Origin of the sequence: Photobacterium minamisatsumaniensis (assembly GCF_050336695.1) — a bacterium.
In the GTDB taxonomy this organism is placed as follows: domain Bacteria; phylum Pseudomonadota; class Gammaproteobacteria; order Enterobacterales; family Vibrionaceae; genus Photobacterium; species Photobacterium minamisatsumaniensis.
Genome location: NZ_JAKJSI010000037.1, coordinates 13,289 through 29,192 on the forward strand (window position 1 = coordinate 13,289; position 15,904 = coordinate 29,192).

The window sequence follows — 15,904 nt, forward strand, 5'->3', positions numbered from 1 at the left end:
AAAGAGCCCTTTGGCTCTTTCTTTACATTGTCTCAGACCAACTTATGATGTTGGGCTAAGCACAATTTCAACTCGGCGGTTTTCAGCACGGCCTTGTTCATTGCTATTAGATGAAACTGGATGCGCTTCCCCCATCCCTTTCGTCACAATACGATTGCCCGACACACCATCACGTACTAACTGGTTAGTCACCTCACTCGCACGTACTTGAGAAAGACGTAGGTTATAAGATGCTGCACCAGTACTATCCGTAAAGCCGTACACATTCAGTATTGTCTTATCGTACTCTTTCGCGACGATAGCCACGTTATACAACGCCTTCTTCGCTCGCGTACTCAAGTCAGTTTGATCAACACCAAAGGTAATTTCATTTGGCATATTCAACACAATGTTGTCGCCATCACGGGTAACACTAATACCTGATGATTGCAGTTGCTTACGTAACTCTGCTTCTTGAACATCCATGTAGTAACCAATGCCGCCACCTAATGCCGCACCAGATGCAGCACCAATCAAGGCACCCTTACCACGATCACTTTTACTCGATGAGGCAACACCAATCGCAGCACCTGTTACAGCGCCAATTAATGCGCCGCCCGTTGCTTTCGATGTTTGCTCTTCCCCCGAATACGGGTTAGTTGTCGTACACCCTGTTGCCACAACAGTGATAGCCGATGCCAATACAACATTGCGCGCCCACTTACTAGAACGGCGTGAAAAACTCAAATCCATCTTATCATCCCTATAGTCTCGGCTTTGAGCCGATGTCATCGTAAAACATTAGCGGCATTAATAATGAAATACCAAAGTACAATATTGTAACGCTGGGAATTGAATTGATATCAGAACAATGTAAAAAAGCACTAAAATATCATTCCTAGTTATCACTCCCACCTAACTAATTTAAGCAAAATCATTAAAGATGACCAAAAAATATGCACAAGACCTACTAGCGCAATGCCTGTCGAGGTATACTGGATAGTTATTAAAAATTCATTAATCACGCGAAGCTGACAATGCAGAAATACGATATTAAAACCTTTCAAGGCATGATCCTCGCGCTGCAGGATTATTGGGCTCAAAACGGTTGTACTATTGTTCAACCTTTGGATATGGAAGTAGGTGCTGGCACCTCTCACCCAATGACATGTCTACGTGCACTTGGTCCAGAGCCAATGTCTACGGCATACGTTCAACCTTCTCGTCGTCCGACCGATGGTCGTTACGGTGAAAACCCGAACCGTCTGCAGCACTACTATCAATTCCAAGTTGCTCTGAAGCCATCTCCAGACAACATTCAGGAGTTGTACTTAGGCTCTCTTGAAGTACTTGGTGTCGACCCACTCGTTCACGATATTCGCTTCGTAGAAGATAACTGGGAAAACCCAACATTGGGTGCCTGGGGTCTTGGCTGGGAAGTATGGCTAAATGGTATGGAAGTGACTCAATTCACTTACTTCCAACAGGTTGGCGGTCTAGAGTGTAAGCCTGTGACTGGCGAAATCACTTACGGTATCGAACGTCTAGCAATGTATATTCAAGAAGTAGATTCAGTTTACGACCTTGTATGGAACGTAGCACCAGACGGCTCTAACGTGACTTACGGTGACATCTTCCACCAGAACGAAGTTGAGCAATCAACGTACAACTTCGAGCACGCAGACGTAGACTTCCTATTCACTTTCTTCGACCAGTGTGAAAAAGAGTGTAAAGAGCTACTAGAGCTTGAGAAGCCCTTACCGCTTCCTGCTTACGAGCGCATTCTAAAAGCGGGCCACGCATTCAACATCCTTGATGCGCGTAAAGCGATCTCTGTTACCGAACGTCAACGTTACATCCTTCGTATTCGCAACCTGACTAAAGCCGTTGCAGAAGCATACTACGCATCACGTGAAGCACTTGGCTTCCCTATGCTAAAGAACAAGGATGAGGTGAAGTAATCATGTCTAAGAATTTCCTCATTGAATTAGGGACTGAAGAGCTTCCACCAACAGCACTTCGTTCTCTCGCTGAAGCGTTTGCAGCTAACTTTGAAGCAGGCTTAAAATCTGCTGAGCTTTCTCACGAAGGCATCAAGTGGTACGCAGCCCCTCGCCGTCTAGCACTTAAAGTAACTGCACTGGCTGAAGGCCAAGCAGACAAAGTCGTTGAAAAACGCGGTCCTGCTATTTCTGTCGCATTTGATGCAGACGGAAACCCAACCAAAGCAGCTCAAGGCTGGGCTCGTGGTAACGGTATTACTGTAGAACAAGCTGACCGTCTGAAAACAGACAAAGGCGAGTGGCTTCTTTTCAAACAAGAAGTGGCTGGCAAACCAGTTCAAGAATTGGTGATGGACATCGCTGCGAAAGCACTAGCTGGCCTACCAATTCCTAAAGCAATGCGCTGGGGTAACTCAGACATTCAATTTATCCGTCCAGTGAAAACACTGACAGTACTACTAGGCGATGAGCTTGTTGAAGGCAAAATCCTAGGCGTAGCTTCTGCTCGTACTATCCGTGGCCACCGTTTTATGGGCGAACAAGAGTTCACTATCGACTCTGCTGACCAATACCCTGCGATCCTAGAAGAGCGCGGTAAAGTCATGGCAGATTACGATGCGCGTAAAGCGATCATCCTTGCTGATGCTAAAAAAGCAGCTGAAGCTGTTGGCGGTATTGCAGATCTAGAAGACGACCTTGTTGAAGAAGTAGCATCTCTGGTTGAATGGCCAGTAGTGCTTACTGCTAAGTTTGAACAAGAGTTCCTAAAAGTGCCTTCTGAAGCCTTGGTTTACACCATGAAAGGCGACCAGAAGTACTTCCCTGTATATGATGCAGAGAAAAACCTTCTACCGAACTTTATCTTCGTATCTAACATCGAGTCTAAAGAGCCTCGCCACGTTATCGAAGGTAACGAAAAGGTTGTACGCCCTCGTCTTGCTGATGCTGAATTCTTCTTCAATACAGACCGTAAGCGTCCGCTTATCGATCGCCTACCTGAACTAGACCAAGCTATCTTCCAGAAGCAACTGGGTACGATCAAAGATAAAACAGACCGCATCACTGAACTTGCTGGCTACATTGCTGAGCAAATCGATGCTGACGTTGAGAAATCTAAGCGTGCAGGCCTACTGGCTAAGTGTGACCTAATGACATCTATGGTATTCGAATTCACGGATACTCAAGGTGTAATGGGCATGCACTACGCCACTCACGATGGTGAAGATGAGCAAGTAGCACTAGCGCTTTACGAGCAGTACATGCCTCGTTTCGCGGGTGACACACTACCAAGCACAGGTATTTCTTCTGCAGTAGCAATGGCAGACAAGCTAGATACTATTGTTGGTATCTTCGGTATTGGCCAAGCACCAAAAGGTTCTGACCCATTCGCGCTACGTCGTGCATCACTAGGTGTGCTACGTATCATCGTTGAAAACGGCTACAACCTAGACCTAACCGATCTAATCGGTAAAGCGAAAGAGCTACTAGGTGACAAGCTGACCAACGACAACGTAGAAGCTGACGTTATCGACTTCATGCTAGGTCGTTTCCGCGCATGGTACCAAGATGCTGGTTTCAGCGTTGATATCATCCAAGCAGTACTAGCACGTCGTCCAACTAAGCCAGCTGACTTTGACCAACGTGTTAAAGCGGTTTCTCACTTCCGTGAACTGGAAGCAGCAGAAGCACTTGCAGCAGCGAATAAGCGTGTAGGTAACATCCTTGCGAAATTCGATGGCGAGCTACCCGCTGAGATCGACCTAACTCTTCTTCAAGAAGACGCAGAGAAAGCACTAGCTGAAAACGTTGAAGTAATGACTGAAGCTCTAGAACCAGCATTCGCGACAGGCAACTACCAAGAAGCCCTAAGCAAGCTTGCTGATCTACGTGAACCAGTAGATGCATTCTTCGATAACGTAATGGTTATGGCTGATGACGAAGCGCTTAAAAAGAACCGTCTAACGCTACTGAACAACCTACGTAACCTATTCCTACAGATTGCTGATATTTCTGTTCTGCAGAAATAATCACGTCCAAATCAGTATGACCAAACCCCGGCTTGCCGGGGTTTTTTATGCCAGTAGCATGAAGCAACGAACACTCTTTGCTGTTTCACATGAAACACTCGGCCTAAAACAGGATAGGTCTCAAACATATAATAGTACTCACCTCCCCAGAAAGTCCCGCTCATATCTGTTGAGTTTCACGTGAAACATCCTACCAGACTTCACCTATTCTTAAAGGGTTCCCCTTGGCAAAACATTAGGGTATGTTGATTGCAAGCACGACATTACTAATTCCCCTATCGTATAAGATAAAACAGTAGACCGAGGTCAGATGTAAAGATGGAGTTTTCTACATTCGGTGACAAGTTCGCCCGCTATTCAGGTATCACCCAGTTAATGGATGATCTAAATGAAGGTTTACGCAACCCAGAAGCAATCATGCTTGGTGGTGGCAACCCTGCGCAGATCCCTGAGATGGTCGAGTACTTTAACCAACTCACAAGCCAAATGGCAGCAAGCGGTGAACTGACCCAAGCACTGACTAACTATGATGGTCCCCAAGGTAAAAACACCTTCATCAATGCCCTCGCCTTGTTGTTACAAGCGCGCTACGGCTGGGACATCAGTGCTAAAAATATCGCATTGACCAATGGTAGCCAAAGCGCCTTCTTTAATCTCTTCAATTTACTGGCTGGTGATTTCGAAAACGGAACAAAGAAGAAGGTACTCTTACCGCTTGCACCAGAATACATTGGCTACGGCGACTCAGGATTAAGCGATGATATGTTCATCTCTTACCGACCTGAAATCAGCTTACTTGAAAATGGCTTATTCAAATACCATATCGACTTTAGCGAGCTCGTTGTCGATAATTCGATTGGGGCGATTTGTGCATCAAGACCGACGAACCCAACCGGAAACGTCTTAACCGATGAGGAAGTCGCCCACCTGGATCAATTAGCCCGTGAGCATGACATTCCATTAATCATCGATAATGCCTATGGCATGCCATTCCCAGATATTATCTTTGAAGACGTCACCCCGTTTTGGAATGACAATACCATTCTCTGCATGAGCTTATCGAAGCTTGGCCTACCCGGTGTACGTTGTGGCATTGTCGTCGCCAAAGAAGAAATCGCCACAGCCGTTGCCAATATGAATGGAGTGCTCAGTCTGGCACCTGGCAGTGTTGGTCCGGCGATTGCGCATAAGATGATTGAACAACATGATCTACTGCGCTTGAGCGAAGATGTGATCAAACCTTTCTATCTGCGTAAATCTCAATATGCGGTTAACCTATTGCAACAGGCAATTACCGACCCACGGTTTCGTATCCACAAACCAGAAGGTGCCATGTTCTTATGGCTGTGGTTTAAGGATTTACCCATCAGTACGATGGAACTTTATAACCGCTTAAAAGCACGAGGGGTACTGATTGTTCCTGGTGAATATTTCTTTATTGGTTTAGAAGATGATTGGCAACATGGTCATGAATGCTTACGAATGAACTATGTGCAAGAGGACGCGGTCATGCAACGTGGAATTGCGATTATTGCAGAAGAAGTAGAGAAAGCATATTCAGCGAGTAAGCAAAGCAGCCAAAACTAAGCTGAACAACGGTGATACCTCGGGTGTTAGTTTCACGTGAAACATCACACCAAACATTAAAGGCCAGCAATGCTGGCCTTTCACACATCTATACTTCGCTATTTACTCGAAGGTATTAAGCTTGGCTTATTCGCCTTCAATGAGGTGACGACTGCCGTTAATCGCGATCTTACGTGGTTTTTGCTCTTCCGGAATTTCTCGTTCAAGCTCGATATGTAGCAAGCCATTTTCCATCTGTGCACCTACTACTTTTACATAGTCAGCCAATTGAAATTTACGCTCAAAATCGCGTTCAGCAATCCCTTGATAGAGATACTGTCGTGCATCACCTTCGGTCGCCTCTCGCGTACCACACACAATAAGCTTGTTCTGTTGTTGAGTGATATCAATTTGCTGCTCAGCAAAACCAGCCACTGCCATCGTAATACGGTAATGGTTCTCGTCTTGTTGCTCAATATTGTACGGAGGGTAACCCGCATTGGCATTAGCGGCATTCTTTTCCATCTGGTTAAACAGACGATCAAAGCCAATAGCAGAACGGTATAGAGGAGTGAAATCTACATTACGCATGGAATTATCCTTCTTATGAAGCAATACATTAATAACAATTTAAGTTGAAGTGGCTTTCCTCTGTAGGACAAGACCATCGCCGGCCCGTAATTCGGCACCCTGCTCTTCATAAATAGATATAAGGCTGATGATTTCGCTTTCCAACCCCCAGCATAAAAAAAAGATAAAAAAACGCCGCAATCAATGCGGCGTTTTTACAACTAACTAGTGTGCGATAACACTAAACATCAAGGTTCGCGTTTAGGGCGTTCGCTTCAATGAAGTTACGGCGAGGCTCAACTTGATCGCCCATTAATGTCGTGAACAATTCATCTGCCGCTACAGCATCATTAATGGTTACTAGCATCATACGGCGTGACTCAGGATCCATGGTGGTTTCCCAAAGTTGCTCTGGGTTCATCTCACCTAGACCTTTGTAACGCTGAAGATATACACCACGACGAGATTCTTTAATCAACCAATCAAGTGCCTCTTTAAAGCTTGATACTGGCTGCTTTCGTTCACCACGTTGGACATAAGCAGTCTCATCAAGTAGCTCATGTAGTGCTTCAGAAAGGTCGGCTAATTTGCTGTATTCTTTCGAGTTAAGTAAATCAGCACTCAATGGGTACTCATAGTCAACACCGTGGGTACGTACAACAACCTTCGGTAACCATTGGTTATTCTCTTCATCATGAAGAACTTCATGGTTATATTGGCTTTCACCAGATTGCTTCGCATTCAATGCGGCAACTAATGATGCTGTCCATGCATTAACAACAGATTGCTCAGTTAACGCATCAACACCTAAGCGTGGTTGATAAATTAACTCATTCAATAGCAATGTTGGGTAACGGCGGCTCATTCGCTCCACTAGCTTACCAGCACTATTAAACTGCTTAACCAAAGTTTCCAATGCTTCACCAGAAATTGCAGGTGCATCTTCAGAGGTAAACAATGCCGCATTATCCAATGCCAGTGCAACTTGGTATTGAACCATACCGTCATCATCTTGGATGTATTGCTCTTGTTTACCTTTCTTCACTTTATACAGTGGCGGTTGAGCAATATAAATATGGCCACGCTCGATAAGCTCTGGCATTTGACGGTAGAAGAAGGTCAACAGTAGCGTACGGATGTGCGAACCATCGACATCGGCATCGGTCATGATGATGATGTTGTGGTAACGCAATTTATCCGGGTTGTATTCGTCACGGCCAATACCACAGCCCATTGCCGTAATAAGGGTTGCTACTTCTTGGGAAGATAGCATCTTGTCGAAACGCGCTTTTTCTACGTTAAGGATTTTACCTTTAAGCGGAAGGATTGCCTGATTCTTACGGTTACGCCCCTGCTTGGCTGAGCCGCCAGCAGAGTCCCCTTCCACTATGTATAGTTCAGAAAGTGCAGGATCTTTTTCCTGGCAATCGGCCAGTTTGCCCGGTAGGCCAGCAAGATCAAGCGCACCTTTACGGCGTGTCATCTCACGGGCTTTACGTGCCGCTTCACGCGCACGAGATGCATCGATAATCTTAGAACAAACAATCTTCGCTTCGCTTGGGTTTTCCAGTAGGAACTCGCTCAGCTTCTCACCCATGGTTGATTCAACCGCAGGTTTTACTTCGCTTGATACCAATTTATCTTTGGTTTGGCTCGAGAACTTAGGATCCGGCACTTTTACCGATACAACAGCTGTTAGGCCTTCACGTGCATCATCGCCCGATGTTGCCGTTTTCGCTTTCTTTGAAAAGCCTTCTTTATCCATGAAGTTATTCAAAGTACGCGTCAATGCGCCACGGAAGCCAGCAAGGTGACTACCACCATCTCGCTGTGGAATGTTATTGGTAAAACAGTAGATGTTTTCTTGGAAGCCATCGTTCCATTGCATCGCAACTTCAACGGCAATGCCGTCTTCACGCTCTAGGTTAAAGTGGAAGACTTTAGAGTGGATCGGTGTTTTATTACGGTTAAGGTGCGCAACGAAAGCTTGAATACCACCTTCATACATGAAGTGGTCTTGCTTGCCTTCTTCACGCTCATCAATCAATTTGATTGAAACGCCAGAGTTAAGGAAAGACAACTCACGTAGGCGCTTAGCTAGAATTTCATAATGGAATTCAATATTGGTGAACGTTTCTTCACTTGGCCAAAAGCGAATCATGGTGCCCGTTGTTTCTGTTTCACCAGTTACACCTAGCGGTGCCTGAGGCTCACCATGCTTATACGTTTGTTGGTAGATAGAACCTTGACGCTGAATCGTTAGCTCGACTTTTTCAGACAAGGCGTTAACAACTGAAACACCTACACCGTGAAGGCCGCCAGAGACTTTGTAAGAGTTATCATCGAATTTACCACCAGCGTGAAGTACTGTCATGATAACTTCAGCAGCTGACACGCCTTCTTCTGGGTGTAATTCTGTTGGAATACCACGACCGTCATCGCTTACCGATACCGAGTCGTCTTCATGAATGGTGACAATAATATCTTCACAGTGGCCAGCAAGAGCTTCATCGATTGAGTTATCGACAACCTCAAAGACCATGTGGTGCAAGCCTGTACCGTCATCGGTATCGCCAATGTACATCCCTGGGCGCTTACGTACCGCATCAAGGCCTTTTAGTACCTTAATACTTGATGAATCGTAGTTGTTGGACATTGAGTTACTCTCGCTTAAATTATCCTGCGGTTATTTTACCGTGTTCCACATGAAACATCTTGCCATTTTCATCATGCATTTCCGCTATTTGTTCAGCGCTAATGGCACTAATGAATACCTGGGCGTTGGTTTCCTTTAACCGTTGCGCTAACAGCGCACGCCGATGGCTATCCAGCTCGGAAGCAAAATCATCAATTAAATATATACACTGCTTGCCAGTCGTTTCCGATAAATGCAGCCCTTGTGCTAATCGTAATGCACACATCATCAGCTTTAGCTGACCTCTGGACAACACATCTTCAACAGGTGTTCCGGCAACTTTCATCCGTAAGTCGGCTTTATGAGGGCCGCCTACGGTATAACCTAGCTGACTGTCACGTTCAAAATTACGTTGGAGCAGCTCAGCATAGGGGGTTTCTTTCTCCCAACCACGGTAATAGCCGAGTTGGATATCAAATTCAGGTAGAAAGCTTTGGCAGATTTCATTCGCTTTCTGTTTTACCGCATCCAGATAATCACTACGCCACTGGCTAATGCTTTCAGACAAGACGGCCAGCTCTTGATCCCAGTAGCTCAACTCTCGGTAGCTTGTTGCTGTTTTGAGTAAGGCATTACGCTGCTTCGTTAATCGCTTTACCCTGCTCCAAGCGTGATAAAATTGAGGTTCCACATGAAACACGCCCCAATCAATGAATGATCGGCGGTATTTAGGGCCACCAATTAATAGTTCAAACCCTTCAGGAGTGATTAACTGTAGCGGTAGAATACGTGCAAGCTGTGCAAGCTTTTGGCTTGTCTCTCCGCCAATTTTAAGCTCTGTTGTTCCATCACGTTTCTTATTGATGCCAACCGGCAATTCAAACGCAGATTCAGACTGAAGACGGCCATGCACGAACAACTCTTGTTGTTCATGACGGATCACTCGGCCAGTTAAGTGACTACGAAATGAACGACCATGACCAAGAAAGTGAATGGCCTCCAGTACGCTGGTTTTGCCACTGCCATTCGCTCCCACAAGAAAATTAAAGCTTGCCGACAACAATAGGTCGCAAGCTTCAATATTACGGAAGTCTTTTACAATAAGACGAGTAAGTGCCATTCCTACAGCCTGATAGGCATCACCACATACATGGCATCACCATTTGCACTGTCTTCCAGTAACGCACTGGCATTGGCATCTGATAATGACCAACGTACCTGATCACACTTCAGGGTATTAAGCACATCCAGCACATAGCTAACATTGAATCCGATTTCCAAGGCTTCGCCTTCATAATCAACATCCAAGAACTCTTCAGCTTCTTCTTGCTCTGGGTTGTTAGCGGTAATGCGCAGTTCACCGTTAGATAGGTTTACACGCACACCACGGAATTTTTCATTCGACAAGATAGCGGCACGAGAGAATGCTTTACGCAATTCATCACAGCTTGCTTCGACAAACTTGTTGCTATTTTGCGGCATGACGCGACGGTAATCCGGAAAACGTCCATCAACCAACTTCGAGGTGAAGACATAGTTGTTGACCGCAGCACGAATATTCGACTGACCGATCTGAATCGTAACCGGAGACTCAGGGCTGTCGAGCAAACGCATGAGCTCCATCACCCCTTTACGCGGAACGATGATCTGCTTTGATGGTAATTCCTGCTCGAGTTCAATGGCACATACCGCCATGCGGTGACCATCTGTCGCCACAGAGCGGAGACGCTTTTCATCCGTCTCAAACAACATGCCATTGAGGTAATAGCGCACATCTTGATGTGCCATTGAGAACTGGGTGCTATCAATAAGCTGACGCATTTGGCCTTGTGGTAAGGTAACTTCAACGTCGCTCTGCCAATCTTCAATATTCGGAAAATCAACCGCTGGTAAACATGATAAAGAGTATCGGCTACGACCTGAGCGGATAATCACTCGATCACCTTCAAGGATCACGGCAATATTCGCGGTATCGGGTAAGCCTCGACAGATATCAAGAAACTTACGAGAAGGTACGGTGATTGAACCTGGCTCAAAATCAGCTTCAAGCGCCAATTTAGCAATCAGTTCAACTTCCAAGTCGGTCCCTGTCATCGACAGACAACCATCTTCAACCTGCAACAAAATATTGCCAAGAATTGGCAATGATGGGCGGCTACCTAGCGCACCAGCAACTTGCTGTAGCGGTTTTAATAAATGTTCGCGTGCAACAGTAAATTTCATATTATGATGACAGTGTTCTTATCAGGTTAGAGTAATCTTCTTTGATATCATGGCTTTCTTCACGTAGCTGTACTATTTTCCGGCAGGCATGAAGTACCGTTGTATGGTCTCGGCCACCAAATGCATCACCAATTTCAGGTAAGCTGTGGTTGGTTAGCTCTTTGGCCAATGCCATCGCCATTTGACGAGGACGAGCAACGGAACGTGAACGCCGCTTAGACAGCATATCTGCCATTTTTATTTTATAGTATTCAGCCACGGTCTTTTGAATATTATCAATCGTGACCAATTTTTCTTGAAGCGCGAGCAAATCGCGTAATGCCTCACGCACAAAATCAATGGTAATCGCACGCCCAGTAAAGTTGGCATTCGCGATCACGCGGTTTAATGCCCCTTCTAACTCACGCACATTTGAACGTAAGCGCTTCGCAATAAAAAACGCCACTTCGTCGGCAAGGCGAATATTATGGTTTTCCGCTTTTTTCATCAGGATCGCAACGCGGGTTTCCAACTCAGGCGGCTCAATTGCCACGGTCAGTCCCCAGCCAAAACGAGATTTAAGGCGATCTTCTACGCCATTGATCTCTCTTGGGTAGCGGTCTGAGGTCAAAATAATTTGCTGATTGCCTTCAAGTAGCGCATTAAAGGTATGGAAGAACTCTTCTTGCGAGCGTTCTTTATTGGCAAAAAATTGAATGTCATCGATCAGTAGCGCATCAACACTGCGGTAATAACGCTTAAACTCTTCAATGGCATTATTCTGCAGGGCTTTAACCATGTCCTGAACAAACCGTTCAGAGTGCATGTACACCACTTTTGCATTTGGCTTTCGATCGGCGATGGCATTACCGACGGCATGCAACAAGTGCGTTTTACCCAAGCCTGTTCCACCATAGAGAAACAAGGGGTTATAAGCAGCTCCTGGGTTATCCGCCACCTGACGACACGCAGCAAGACCTAACTGGTTCGACTTACCTTCAACGAAGTTGTTGAAGTTGTGCTTAGGATTAACATTCGAACGGTAACCCGTCGATTGCGATTCAGGCTGCACAGGTGATGGCGCCGGTTCCCACGTACGTGACGGTGCGTCTTCAATAATAAGCGGAGCAACAGGCTCTATCACTCTCGTCGGCGCTATCGGTTTCGGAACTGGTGGAGCAGACACAGGTAAGCTGCCGACTTCAAAACGCAGGATCGGAACATCATTGCCGCAAAACTCGTTTAACAAGCGGTTGATGTTATTAAGGTACTTATCCCTAACCCAATCAAGCACAAAACGGTTCGGTGCAAACAAGGTCAACGTATTATCGTTAAGCTCGGCCTGAAGAGGTCGAAGCCACATACTAAATTCTGTTGCAGGGAGTTCTTCTTGAAGGCGTTGAAGGCACTGCAACCAAAGCGAAGATGACAAGCTCGACTCCACACTGAATAACTAAACACAAAAAGGGATGCAATTTTATACCTCATAGACCTGAAGCGCCAGCAAAGAGATCGCAGATCCGATGAATAAGATCAGACTTATTCACATGGATCGCACAGAAAACCTTGAGATCAGCACAAATTCCCCCCGTATTACCCACAATTTTATGAACATCACTAATAGCTTTTAGTCACTTCACCTAACTAAAAGTTATTTTAAATGACTCCAAGTTATTTAAATAAACCTTATATAACCAGATAGGATGTTTAAAACAGCATATCGTTACAGCAACCTGAGGAGTAAACAGGATGAAAAGCTGGGTAAAAACAACATTTACGGCCGTCGCCTTTACACTTGCTGCAAGCCAGAGCGTAATGGCCGCGACTGATGTGAAAGTGGGTATGTCAGGACGCTACTTCCCTTTTACCTTTGTGAAGCAAGATCAACTACAAGGTTTTGAAGTCGATCTGTGGAATGAAATCGCGAAACGTAACGATTATAATGTTGAATTTGTGACGGCGAGCTTTTCGGGCTTATTCGGTTTACTAGAAACCGGCCGTATCGACACTATCTCGAATCAGATAACAATGACGGATGAACGTCAGGCTAAGTATCTATTCTCACAACCTTATGTGATTGATGGTGCTCAACTCGTTGTACGTAAAGGCAATGACAAAATTACCAGTACTGCAGATCTGGCGGATAAAACGGTTGGGGTAAACCTTGGTTCAAATTACGAGCAGCTACTGCGCCAGCTGGACAATAGCAGCCAAATCAATATCAAGACCTACGATGCTGGGATTGAGCATGATGTTGCCCTAGGCCGTACCGATGCCTTTGTTATGGATCGCCTATCCTCGCTTGAGTTAATCAAAAAAGCCAACTTGCCGCTTCAATTAGCTGGCGAACCTTTCGAGAAAATCGAAAACGCATGGCCGTTTGTCAAAGGTGACAAGGGCGAAAAGCTGCGTAATGACGTCAATCAGGCACTCGATGCGATGCGCGATGATGGCACGCTCAAAGATATTTCAATCAAGTGGTTTGAGGCCGATATTACCCAGTAATACGACCCTACAAATTCCTTCATATACTTAAAGGCTCACCGCAAGGTGGGTCTTTCGCGCTTTATCACACTAATCACTCACAGAAGATGTATCCGTTATGGGTTTTGATTTTGATTATATGATCTCACTGCTACCGATATTATTTAACTATCTCGGTACCACGTTGGGAATGGCATTTTGGGGTTTACTCTTTTCCCTTATTATTGCCTTGGTGCTGGCACTCGTGCGAGTTTACCGGATACCCGTCTTCGACCAACTGAGCCAGCTCTATATCAGCTTTTTCCGAGGCACCCCTCTTCTTGTTCAGCTCTTTTTGCTGTACTACGGTTTACCGCAAGTCTTTCCTGTCTTTGTTGGCTTGGATGCCTTTTCCGCTTCTGTCATTGGCCTGAGTCTGCATTTCGCCGCTTATAAGGCTGAAAGTATTCGTGCGGCAATCATTGGTATTGATCGTAGCCAGCGTGAAGCCAGTTTATCCATCGGCATGACTGAGCTACAGGCTATGCGCCGCATTATTCTGCCTCAGGCAACGCGTGTCGCCTTGCCATCATTGATGAATTATTTCATTGATATGATCAAATCCACCTCACTGGCCTTCACCCTTGGGGTAGCAGAAATCATGGCAGTCGCACAAATGGAAGCATCATCGAGCTTTAAATTTTTCGAAGCCTTCATGGCTGTCGCTCTGATTTATTGGGGCATGGTGGTCATTCTCACCCGCGTTCAAAATTGGGCAGAAGTAAAACTCAATAAGGCCTATACACGATGATAAAAATTGAAAAACTCACCAAACGCTTTGGCGAAACAACCATTTTTTCAGGCTTGGATTTATCCATAAGTAAAGGCGAGATCGTGGTGGTTATCGGCCCATCAGGCACCGGAAAGTCAACCCTATTACGATGTGTCAACTTCCTAGAAACGGCGAATGAAGGTCATATAACACTAGGGGATGTCTCTGTTAACACCCAGCAAGCAACACCCAATGATGTGCTTGCTCTGCGCCGAAAAACAGGCTTCGTGTTTCAAAATTATGCGCTATTTTCCCATCTTACAGCTAGGCAAAATATCGCAGAAGGGTTAATTACAGTCAAAAAATGGAAAAAAGCAGACGCTCATCAACGCGCGCAACAGATCCTCGATGATATTGGCCTTGGCGATAAAGGGGATCACTACCCTGCCGCATTATCTGGTGGACAGCAGCAACGTGTTGGTATCGGTCGCGCCATGGCACTCGATGCTGATTTGCTACTTTTCGACGAACCGACATCGGCTCTCGATCCTGAGTGGGTCGGTGAAGTCCTTCAATTAATGCAAAAATTAGCCACCCGTCATCAAACCATGCTGGTGGTCACGCATGAGATGCAATTTGCTCGCGAAGTGGCAGATAGAGTGATCTTTATGGCGGATGGAGAGTTCGTTGAACAAGGCACGCCAGAACAGATCTTTTACCATGCTCAGGATCCACGATTAAAAAAATTCCTAAATAAGGTCGGGATCCGCTAAGGATCCTTGCACTCTTCCGTATAGGAAGTATAATTCAGCGCCCACAGTTTACTGTTGGTATAATTATTGACTATTTAAGGGTCAGTGATTACAATTCCGCCTCTTTGCTTTAGAGGCGCCGATTGTTCACAGTCGGAAACTCAAGCAAACTTAAAAACTGATCAGTTAATTTAAGGTAAAACCCATGAAACGCACTTTTCAACCTTCTGTTCTAAAGCGCAAGCGTAGCCACGGTTTCCGTGCACGCATGGCTACTAAAAACGGCCGCGCTACAATCAACGCTCGTCGCGCTAAAGGCCGTAAGCGTCTTTCTAAGTAATCTTTGATTATTTTGAATAAGTTCGCTTTTTCTCGGGAGTTACGTCTGTTAACTCCCGAAGATTATAAAAAAGTCTTCCAGCAAGCTCATCGTGCTGGCTCTCCTCATTTAACCATTCTTGCTCGTTCCAACGACCTTGACCATCCTCGTCTTGGCTTAGCTGTTCCCAAAAAACAGATCAAAACTGCTCCTGACCGTAATAGGTTTAAACGCATCACGCGTGAAAGCTTTCGTCTAAAGCAAGCCGATCTGCCAGCCAAAGATTTTGTTGTGATTGCCAAGAAAAGTGCCAATGAGTTGAGCAATGAAGAACTTTTTAAGTTGCTAGATAAATTATGGCATCGCCTGTCTCGCCCTTCGCGTGGCTAGTCTTAGGACTAGTCCGCTTTTACCAACTGGCAATAAGTCCGCTTATTGGGCCTCGTTGTCGCTTTACCCCTACATGTTCTCAGTACGCAATTGAAGCAATAAAAGCGCATGGAGCGATAAAAGGTGGTTGGTTCGCAGCGAAACGTCTATTAAGATGTCATCCTTTAAACGACGGTGGTTATGACCCCGTTCCGCCAACCAAGCATAACGACAGAGATCATTAACG

At 45.5% G+C, this 15,904-nt stretch carries 15 protein-coding genes; 9 read left to right on the plus strand and 6 right to left on the minus strand.

The features are described from left to right. Positions 1–42 precede the first annotated feature (42 nt). On the minus strand, positions 43–732 hold the full coding sequence (locus L4D78_RS19455) for a YiaD family glycine zipper/OmpA-like lipoprotein (protein WP_428468475.1): 690 nt from the start codon (positions 730–732) through the stop codon (positions 43–45). A 284-nt stretch (positions 733–1,016) separates the two neighbouring features. Between L4D78_RS19455 and glyQ the strand changes: the two genes are divergently transcribed. The 3 genes from glyQ to L4D78_RS19470 all read left to right on the plus strand — a co-directional run bounded on the left by glyQ (position 1,017) and on the right by L4D78_RS19470 (position 5,596). Beyond that, a complete protein-coding gene (glyQ, locus tag L4D78_RS19460; RefSeq protein WP_428468476.1) occupies positions 1,017–1,940 on the plus strand; it encodes a glycine--tRNA ligase subunit alpha in 924 nt (307 codons plus the stop codon). Between the two features lie 2 nt (positions 1,941–1,942). Next, entirely contained in the window at positions 1,943–4,009 is a 2,067-nt protein-coding gene (glyS, locus tag L4D78_RS19465; RefSeq protein WP_428468477.1) for a glycine--tRNA ligase subunit beta, read from the plus strand. Between the two features lie 318 nt (positions 4,010–4,327). Further along, the gene (locus L4D78_RS19470; protein WP_428468478.1) at positions 4,328–5,596 is read left to right on the plus strand and encodes a valine--pyruvate transaminase; all 1,269 of its coding nucleotides are present in this window, start codon (positions 4,328–4,330) and stop codon (positions 5,594–5,596) included. Between the two features lie 126 nt (positions 5,597–5,722). On the opposite strand, the gene L4D78_RS19475 is transcribed toward L4D78_RS19470, so the two are convergent. The 5 genes from L4D78_RS19475 to dnaA form a co-directional block, all read right to left on the minus strand. Beyond that, positions 5,723–6,166, minus strand: a complete 444-nt coding sequence (locus L4D78_RS19475; RefSeq protein WP_428468479.1) for an Hsp20 family protein — start codon at positions 6,164–6,166, stop codon at positions 5,723–5,725. A gap of 220 nt (positions 6,167–6,386) precedes the next feature. Beyond that, positions 6,387–8,801, minus strand: coding sequence for a DNA topoisomerase (ATP-hydrolyzing) subunit B (gene gyrB, locus L4D78_RS19480; protein WP_428468480.1), 2,415 nt, complete (start codon positions 8,799–8,801; stop codon positions 6,387–6,389). Positions 8,802–8,820: 19 nt separating this feature from the next. Continuing rightward, positions 8,821–9,900, minus strand: a complete 1,080-nt coding sequence (gene recF, locus L4D78_RS19485) for a DNA replication/repair protein RecF (protein WP_428468481.1) — start codon at positions 9,898–9,900, stop codon at positions 8,821–8,823. Between the two features lie 2 nt (positions 9,901–9,902). Then, positions 9,903–11,003, minus strand: a complete 1,101-nt coding sequence (dnaN, locus tag L4D78_RS19490) for a DNA polymerase III subunit beta (RefSeq protein WP_428468482.1) — start codon at positions 11,001–11,003, stop codon at positions 9,903–9,905. A gap of 1 nt (position 11,004) precedes the next feature. Beyond that, the gene (gene dnaA, locus L4D78_RS19495) at positions 11,005–12,414 is read right to left on the minus strand and encodes a chromosomal replication initiator protein DnaA (RefSeq protein WP_428468483.1); all 1,410 of its coding nucleotides are present in this window, start codon (positions 12,412–12,414) and stop codon (positions 11,005–11,007) included. A gap of 317 nt (positions 12,415–12,731) precedes the next feature. Between dnaA and L4D78_RS19500 the strand changes: the two genes are divergently transcribed. The 6 genes from L4D78_RS19500 (at position 12,732) to yidD (ending at position 15,902) form a co-directional block, all read left to right on the plus strand. Then, positions 12,732–13,487 (plus strand): amino acid ABC transporter substrate-binding protein, encoded by a 756-nt coding sequence (locus L4D78_RS19500; protein ID WP_428468484.1) that lies wholly within the window; start codon positions 12,732–12,734, stop codon positions 13,485–13,487. Positions 13,488–13,584: 97 nt separating this feature from the next. Beyond that, positions 13,585–14,256, plus strand: a complete 672-nt coding sequence (locus L4D78_RS19505) for an amino acid ABC transporter permease (protein ID WP_428468485.1) — start codon at positions 13,585–13,587, stop codon at positions 14,254–14,256. Next, on the plus strand, positions 14,253–14,990 hold the full coding sequence (locus L4D78_RS19510; RefSeq protein ID WP_428468486.1) for an amino acid ABC transporter ATP-binding protein: 738 nt from the start codon (positions 14,253–14,255) through the stop codon (positions 14,988–14,990). The genes L4D78_RS19505 and L4D78_RS19510 overlap by 4 nt, the downstream gene beginning before the upstream one ends. A gap of 184 nt (positions 14,991–15,174) precedes the next feature. Then, on the plus strand, positions 15,175–15,309 hold the full coding sequence (gene rpmH, locus L4D78_RS19515; protein ID WP_006233350.1) for a 50S ribosomal protein L34: 135 nt from the start codon (positions 15,175–15,177) through the stop codon (positions 15,307–15,309). 12 nt (positions 15,310–15,321) lie between these two features. After that, positions 15,322–15,678, plus strand: coding sequence for a ribonuclease P protein component (gene rnpA / locus L4D78_RS19520; RefSeq protein WP_428468487.1), 357 nt, complete (start codon positions 15,322–15,324; stop codon positions 15,676–15,678). Then, positions 15,645–15,902, plus strand: a complete 258-nt coding sequence (gene yidD / locus L4D78_RS19525; protein ID WP_428458608.1) for a membrane protein insertion efficiency factor YidD — start codon at positions 15,645–15,647, stop codon at positions 15,900–15,902. Before rnpA ends, yidD begins: the two co-directional genes overlap by 34 nt. The last annotated feature ends 2 nt before the right edge of the window (positions 15,903–15,904 follow it).

Excerpts from the sequence above, each read along its gene's own strand:
- L4D78_RS19455 (WP_428468475.1), bottom strand. The coding sequence starts at position 732 with ATGGATTTGAGTTTTTCACGCCGTTCTAGTAAGTGGGCGCGCAATGTT.
- glyQ (WP_428468476.1), top strand. The coding sequence starts at position 1,017 with ATGCAGAAATACGATATTAAAACCTTTCAAGGCATGATCCTCGCGCTG.
- glyS (WP_428468477.1), top strand. The coding sequence starts at position 1,943 with ATGTCTAAGAATTTCCTCATTGAATTAGGGACTGAAGAGCTTCCACCA.
- L4D78_RS19470 (WP_428468478.1), top strand. The coding sequence starts at position 4,328 with ATGGAGTTTTCTACATTCGGTGACAAGTTCGCCCGCTATTCAGGTATC.
- L4D78_RS19475 (WP_428468479.1), bottom strand. The coding sequence starts at position 6,166 with ATGCGTAATGTAGATTTCACTCCTCTATACCGTTCTGCTATTGGCTTT.
- gyrB (WP_428468480.1), bottom strand. The coding sequence starts at position 8,801 with ATGTCCAACAACTACGATTCATCAAGTATTAAGGTACTAAAAGGCCTT.
- recF (WP_428468481.1), bottom strand. The coding sequence starts at position 9,900 with ATGGCACTTACTCGTCTTATTGTAAAAGACTTCCGTAATATTGAAGCT.
- dnaN (WP_428468482.1), bottom strand. The coding sequence starts at position 11,003 with ATGAAATTTACTGTTGCACGCGAACATTTATTAAAACCGCTACAGCAA.
- L4D78_RS19500 (WP_428468484.1), top strand. The coding sequence starts at position 12,732 with ATGAAAAGCTGGGTAAAAACAACATTTACGGCCGTCGCCTTTACACTT.
- L4D78_RS19505 (WP_428468485.1), top strand. The coding sequence starts at position 13,585 with ATGGGTTTTGATTTTGATTATATGATCTCACTGCTACCGATATTATTT.
- L4D78_RS19510 (WP_428468486.1), top strand. The coding sequence starts at position 14,253 with ATGATAAAAATTGAAAAACTCACCAAACGCTTTGGCGAAACAACCATT.
- rpmH (WP_006233350.1), top strand. The coding sequence starts at position 15,175 with ATGAAACGCACTTTTCAACCTTCTGTTCTAAAGCGCAAGCGTAGCCAC.
- yidD (WP_428458608.1), top strand. The coding sequence starts at position 15,645 with ATGGCATCGCCTGTCTCGCCCTTCGCGTGGCTAGTCTTAGGACTAGTC.